This is a genomic window from Streptomyces sp., assembly GCF_031181705.1.
GTDB lineage: Bacteria > Actinomycetota > Actinomycetes > Streptomycetales > Streptomycetaceae > Streptomyces.
This window is the reverse complement of sequence record NZ_JAPSKN010000017.1, coordinates 11,221-17,272: the sequence shown is the minus strand read 5'-3', so window position 1 is coordinate 17,272 and position 6,052 is coordinate 11,221. Positions and strand designations below refer to the sequence as shown.

5 protein-coding genes are annotated in these 6,052 nt (G+C 73.9%); 4 read left to right on the top strand and 1 reads right to left on the bottom strand.

Annotated elements, in window-relative coordinates; genetic code table 11:
* Positions 1 to 109 precede the first annotated feature (109 nt).
* Entirely contained in the window at positions 110 to 1,270 is a 1,161-nt protein-coding gene (locus tag RIN80_RS06040) for a citrate synthase/methylcitrate synthase (protein ID WP_309094449.1), read from the bottom strand.
* Positions 1,271 to 1,381: 111 nt separating this feature from the next.
* Between RIN80_RS06040 and RIN80_RS06035 the strand changes: the two genes are divergently transcribed.
* The 4 genes from RIN80_RS06035 to RIN80_RS06020 form a co-directional block, all read left to right on the top strand.
* The gene (locus RIN80_RS06035; protein WP_309094448.1) at positions 1,382 to 2,662 is read left to right on the top strand and encodes a citrate synthase; all 1,281 of its coding nucleotides are present in this window, start codon (positions 1,382 to 1,384) and stop codon (positions 2,660 to 2,662) included.
* Between the two features lie 53 nt (positions 2,663 to 2,715).
* Positions 2,716 to 3,660 (top strand): sucrase ferredoxin, encoded by a 945-nt coding sequence (locus tag RIN80_RS06030; protein WP_309094447.1) that lies wholly within the window; start codon positions 2,716 to 2,718, stop codon positions 3,658 to 3,660.
* A gap of 84 nt (positions 3,661 to 3,744) precedes the next feature.
* Positions 3,745 to 5,415, top strand: coding sequence for a sensor histidine kinase (locus RIN80_RS06025; RefSeq protein WP_309094446.1), 1,671 nt, complete (start codon positions 3,745 to 3,747; stop codon positions 5,413 to 5,415).
* On the top strand, positions 5,415 to 6,052 hold a 638-nt coding region (locus tag RIN80_RS06020; protein ID WP_309094445.1), incomplete at its 3' end, for a response regulator. The genes RIN80_RS06025 and RIN80_RS06020, both read left to right, overlap by 1 nt.

The following is a 6,052-nucleotide window of genomic DNA, read 5'->3' as shown; positions in this document are numbered from 1 at the left end:
GGAGAGGGCCGGGCCGATGGGCGGGCCGGGCCAGGTGGACAGGCCCGGGTCGAATGGACAGGCCCGGGCCGGGTGGACGGCAGCGGCTCCCCATGGTTGCTCGGAGGGCTCAGGCGGGCACCGGTGCCGGTGCCTCGGGACCCACGTAGCGGGCCACCGGGCGGATGATCTTCGTGTCCTCCGCCTGTTCCAGGATGTTGGCGCTCCAGCCCACCACCCGCGCGGCGGCGAAGGTCGGGGTGAACATCTCGCGTGGCAGGCCGCAGAGTTCCATGACCACGCCCGCGTAGTACTCGACGTTGGTGTGGAGTTCACGGCCGGGCTTCAGCTCGGCCAGGATCGCCTCGACGTGCCGCTCGACCTCCACGGCGAAGTCCACCCGCGGCCCACCGAACTTCTGGGCGACCTCGCGCAGCATCCGCGACCGCGGGTCCTCCGTGCGGTAGATCGCGTGCCCGAAGCCCATGATGCGCTCGCCCCCGAGCACCCGCTCCCGTACCCAGGAGTCGATGCGGTCCGGGGTGCCGATCGCGTCCAGCGTGTCCAGCGCGCGACTGGGCGCGCCTCCGTGCAACGGCCCCGAGAGCGCCGCCACGGCACCGGCGAGGCATGCCGCCACGTCCGCGCCCGTCGAGGCGATCACCCGGGCCGTGAAGGTTGATGCATTGAATCCGTGGTCAATGGTTGAGATGAGGTATTGCTCGATGGCCCGGGCGGGCCCGTCGTCCGGTACCGAGCCGGTCAGCATGTAGAGGTAGTTCGCCGCGTAGGACAGGTCCTCCCGCGGCTCCACCGGATCGAGCCCCTGCCCCAGCCGGTGCAGGGCCGTGAGCAGCGTGGGCACGGCCGCCGCCGCTTCGAGGGTGTCGCGTCGGCGCTGCTCGGCGTCCACGTCGTACACCGGGCGGAAACCCCTCGCCGCGCCCAGCAGCGACAGTGCCGTGCGCATCCCGGCGAGCGGGCCGGAACGCCCGCCGGCCGCCGCGATGGCGGGCAGCGCGGCACGCACCTCGTCGGGCAGTCGCCGCAGCGCGGCGGTCTCCCGCGCGAAGGCCGCGCTCCGCCGGGCGTCGGGCAGTTCGCCGTACACGAGCAGGTGCCAGACGTCCTCGAAGCCGCGGGTCCGCGCGAGATCGACGGCCGAGTACTGGCGGTAGTGGTAGAAGCCCTCGAGACCGCGGACGTCGCCGATCCGGGTGTCGGTCACGACGACACCGGCGAGTCCCCGCGGTACCTCGACAAGAGTGGCTGCGGACCTGTTGACGGACATGTCTTCCTCCCTGGACTTGATTCGAACTGTCCATGCTTGACTTAACCTGTGTCAATATTGATTGAATCAATGTAACGATCAATGGTCCGCGAGACGGATACGGTGACCCCCATGCGCGATCAAGAACCCGCTCCCCTCGACCCGGAGCGGCGGCTGAGCACCAAGGAGGCCGCCGAGTTGCTCGGCGTGAAGCCGGAGACGGTCTACGCGTACGTCAGCCGCGGCCAGCTCAGCAGCCGGCGGGGCAGCGGCGGCCGGGGCAGCACCTTCGACGCCCGGGAGGTCGAGGCACTCGCCCGGCGCAACCGGCGCGAGGGCGCGGGCACTTCGGGGACCGGCGGCGAGCTGTCCGTGCGCACCCGCCTCACCCTCATCGACAGCGACCGGTACTACTTCCGCGGCGTCGACGCGGTCGACCTGGCCACACGGCACAGCTACGAGGAGGTCGCCGAATGGCTGTGGACGGGCCGGATGCACCCGGGCAGCACGTTCACCGCGCCCGCCGGCTCCGTGGCCGTCGCCCGCCGCGCCGTCGACGCCCTGCCCGAACACGCCGCCCCCGCCGACCTGCTGCGCGTCGCGACGACCGCCGCCGCGACCGTGGACCCGCTGCGCTTCGACCTGTCCGAGGACGCCGTGCTGGGAACGGCACGCACGCTCATCCCGACGCTCGTCGCCGCGCTGCCGCCGGCGGGGCGTGACCGCCGCGACGACCGCCGTGACGACCGCCGTGACCAGGGCCCCCTGGCCCACCGCCTGTGGACCCGGCTGTCCCCGCGGGACGCCGACGAGGCGTCCCTGCGGGTCCTGGACACGGCCCTCGCCCTCCTCGTCGACCACGACCTGGCCGCCTCCACCCTCGCGGTGCGGGTCGCCGCCTCGGCCCGTGCACACGCCTACGCGGCCGTCTCCGCCGGCCTCGGCGTGATCGAGGGCCCACTGCACGGCGCGGCCAGCGGGCTCGCCCACCGGATGCTCCAGGACGTGCTCGACCAGGGCGACGCGGGGCCGGTGATCGCGGACGAGCTGCGCGCCGGGCGCCGCATCCCGGGCCTCGGGCACCGGCTGTACCCGGGCGAGGATCCCCGCGCGCGTGCCTTGTTCGCCCTGCTGGAAGGCATCCCGCGCGCCGAGCCGGCCCTGCTGGCGGCCCGCGACGTCGTCGACACCGCCGCCCGCCACGCCCCGCTGCACGCCAACGTCGACCTCGCGCTCGCCGTGCTCACCGCGTCCTGCGGCATGCCCCCGACCGCCGGAGAGACCGTCTTCGCCGTGGCCCGTACGGCGGGCTGGATCGCCCACGCCCTGGAGGAGTACGGCGAACGACCGCTGCGGATGCGCCCGAGCGGCCTCTACGCGGGCCCGAAGCCGCCGCAGCCACTACCGGAGTAGGCACGGGCGGCCCCGGGAGGAGAGCCGCGCCAAGTCAGGTTAGGCTCACCTCTGTGAGTACGTGCTCAAGCGTCTCCCGGGACTCCGACGAGCCCGTTTCGGGAACCGCGGCCACCGCGAGGACCTGGCTGCTGCTGGAGCAGCCCGGTCCGTGGGGTGCCAAGGCGCTCACCTCGAGCCACCTGGACCCCGACCTCGGGCGTGCCCTGGAGGCGGCCGCGCAGGACACGGGCGTACGGATCGTGCTCATCCGCCGCCCCGGGCGCCACGCGGACCGCCGGATGCCCGCCACCCGCCGGGTGTACGTGGCGCACACCGTGCCGGGCAACGTCTGGCTGCGCACCGCCACGACCTCGGATCCCGCGCGGCTGCTCGACCTCGACTTCGCCGCGCTCGGCCGGGGCGACCACGGCACCTTCGACGCGGTGCTCGGCGGAGTACCGCACGAGGGCGACCCGCTGGCGCTCGTCTGCACCAACGGCAAGCGCGACCGCTGCTGCGCCCTCCTCGGCCGTCCTCTCGCGGCCGAACTCGCCACCTCCGGGGTCGAGGGCGTCTGGGAGGTCACCCATCTGGGTGGTCACCGTTTCTCCCCGACCGTGCTGGTCCTGCCGTACGGCTACGCCTACGGGCGGGCCGAGGCGCACCTGCTCAAGGAGGTCCTGCAGCGCGCGCGGGACGGACGGGTCGTCGTGGAGGGCTGCCGGGGCAGGTCGGCCTGGGAGCGGCCGGGCCAGGCCGCCGAACTCGCCGTACGCACCGGCACCGGCGAGTACGCGGCGGAGGCGCTGGGCGTCGTTCGGACGACCGGTGCGGCCCCGCACTGGGAGGTGACCGTCGGGCACGTGGACGGACGCCGCTGGCTGGTCGAGGTGGCCCAGGGCGCGGCTTCGCCACCCCGTCCGGAGAGCTGCGGGGCGTCGGTCCTGGGCTCCCCCGCCCGGATGGACGTGGTCGCGGTGCGCGAGCTGAGGGTGACGACGGCCCTCGCCGGCTGACGCCGATCCCCGCTGCGCCATTGATCAAGAGATCCATGCCACACCCGTTACGGGAGCCGGGCGGCCGCACGTACCGTCTTCGGTATGAGCCCCACTCCCCCCGCACGCCGCCTGCGCCTCGGCCTGCCGCGGCGGGTGTTCTCGCAGGTGCTCCTGATGCAGGTGGCCATCGCCGCGGGCGTCGCGGTCCTCGCGACCGGGCTGTTCCTCGCGCCCCTCGGCGACCAGCTGGACGACCAGGCCATGCGCCGCGCGCTGGCGATCGCGCAGACCACCGCGCAGCAGCCCGGGCTCGCGGAGGACCTGCGGGACACGCCGCCCTCGCCGAACGGTCCGGTGCAGCGGGAGGCGGAACGCATCCGTAAGGCCACCCAGGCCGAGTACATCGTGGTGATGGACTGGCGGGGCGTGCGCTGGTCGCACACCGACCCCGAGCAGATCGGCGGGATCGTCTCCACCGACCCGGGCCAGGCCCTGGCCGGCCGCGAGGTGATGGAGATCGACGACGGCACCCTCGGCCGTTCCGCCCGGGGCAAGGTGCCGCTGCGCGACAGCGACGGCAAGGTCGTCGGCGCGGTGTCGGTCGGCATCGCCTACGACAGCGTCCGGGCCCGGCTCATCCACGCGATCCCGGGGCTGCTCGCGTACGCCGGGGGTGCCCTGGCCGTGGGCGCGCTGGCGGCCTGGCTCATCTCCCGCCGTGTGCACCGGCAGACCAGGGACCTGGCCTTCTCGGACATCGCCGCGCTGCTGTCGGAGCGGGAGGCCATGCTGCACGGCATCCGGGAGGGCGTCGTCGCCCTGGACCGCACCGGCCGCATCCGGCTCGTCAACGACGAGGCGCAGCGCCTGCTGGGCCTCGGGGAGACAGTGGTGGGCCGCACCCCCGACGAGGCGCTGGGCGCGGGCCGTACGGCCGATGTCCTGGCCGGACGCGTGACCGGCACGGATCTGCTCACCGTGCGCGGTCAGCGCGTGCTGGTGGCCAACCGGATGCCCACCGACGACGGCGGCGCGGTGGCCACCCTGCGCGACCGCACCGAGCTGGAGCAGCTGGGCCGGGAACTCGACTCCACCCGCGGCCTGATCGACGCTCTGCGCGCCCAGGACCACGAACACGCCAACCGGATGCACACGCTCCTGGGGCTGCTGGAACTGGAGATGTACGACGACGCCGTCGACTTCGTCGGCGAGGTGGTCGGCGACCACCGTGCCACCTCCGAGCAGATCACCGAGCGGATCGAGGACCCGCTGCTCGCCGCCCTGCTGGTCGGCAAGGCGACCGTCGCGGCCGAGCGGGGCGTCGCCCTGGGGGTGTCGGACCGGACCGGCCTGCCCGACCGGCTGGTCGACCCGCAGGGGCTCGTCACGGTCGTCGGCAACCTGGTGGACAACGCCCTCGACGCGGTCGCGGGCACGCCGCACGCGCGCGTGGAGGTCGAACTGCGCGCCGAGGGGCGGACGGTGACCCTCCGGGTGCGGGACACGGGCCCGGGAATCCCGCCCGAGCACCGGGAGTTGATCTTCACCGAGGGATGGACCACGAAGAAGCCGCCGGCCCACCGGGAGCGGGGCATCGGGCTGTCCCTGGTACGCAGGCTCGCCGAACGGCAGGGCGGCAGCGCGAGCGTCGGCGAGGCGCACGGCGGGGGCGCGGAGTTCACCGTCGTCCTGCCCGAGGCGCTGACCGAGCCGGGCCCCGAACCGGCCCTGACCGTGCCGTCCGCCGCGCAGAACGCCGAGGAGGGGTCGTGATGATCGAGGTCCTGGTCGTGGACGACGACGCCAGGGTTGCGCGGGTCAACGCCGCCTACGTCGAGAAAGTGCCGGGTTTCCACGTCGCCGGCGAGGCCCACAGCGCCGCGCAGGCGCTGCACCGGCTGGAGACACTCCCCCGGCTGGACCTGGTGCTGCTGGACCACTACCTGCCCGACGACACAGGGCTGGCGGTCGTCCAGGAGATGCGGCGGCGCGGCCACCAGACCGACGTGATCATGGTGACGGCGGCCCGGGACGTGTCCACCGTGCAGGCGGCGATGCGGCACGGAGCCCTGCAGTACCTGGTCAAGCCGTTCGCCTTCGCGGGTCTGCGCGCGAAGCTGGAGGCGTACGCGGAGCTGCGCCGCACGCTCGACGGGGGCGGAGAGGCGGAGCAGGCGGAGGTGGACCGCATCTTCGGCGCCCTGTCCGCCGGGGCAGAGACCGCCCTGCCCAAGGGGCACTCCCCCACGACGGCGGAGCTGGTCCGGCAGTCCCTGATGAACGCCGACGGGCCTCTGTCCGCCCAGGAGATCGCCGAACGGACCGGGGTGAGCCGCCAGACCGCCCAGCGCTACCTCAAGCTCCTGGAGCGCACGGGACGGGCCCGCCTCACCCTCAAGTACGGCGACGC

Excerpts from the sequence above, each read along its gene's own strand:
- RIN80_RS06040 (WP_309094449.1), bottom strand. The coding sequence starts at position 1,270 with ATGTCCGTCAACAGGTCCGCAGCCACTCTTGTCGAGGTACCGCGGGGA.
- RIN80_RS06035 (WP_309094448.1), top strand. The coding sequence starts at position 1,382 with ATGCGCGATCAAGAACCCGCTCCCCTCGACCCGGAGCGGCGGCTGAGC.
- RIN80_RS06025 (WP_309094446.1), top strand. The coding sequence starts at position 3,745 with ATGAGCCCCACTCCCCCCGCACGCCGCCTGCGCCTCGGCCTGCCGCGG.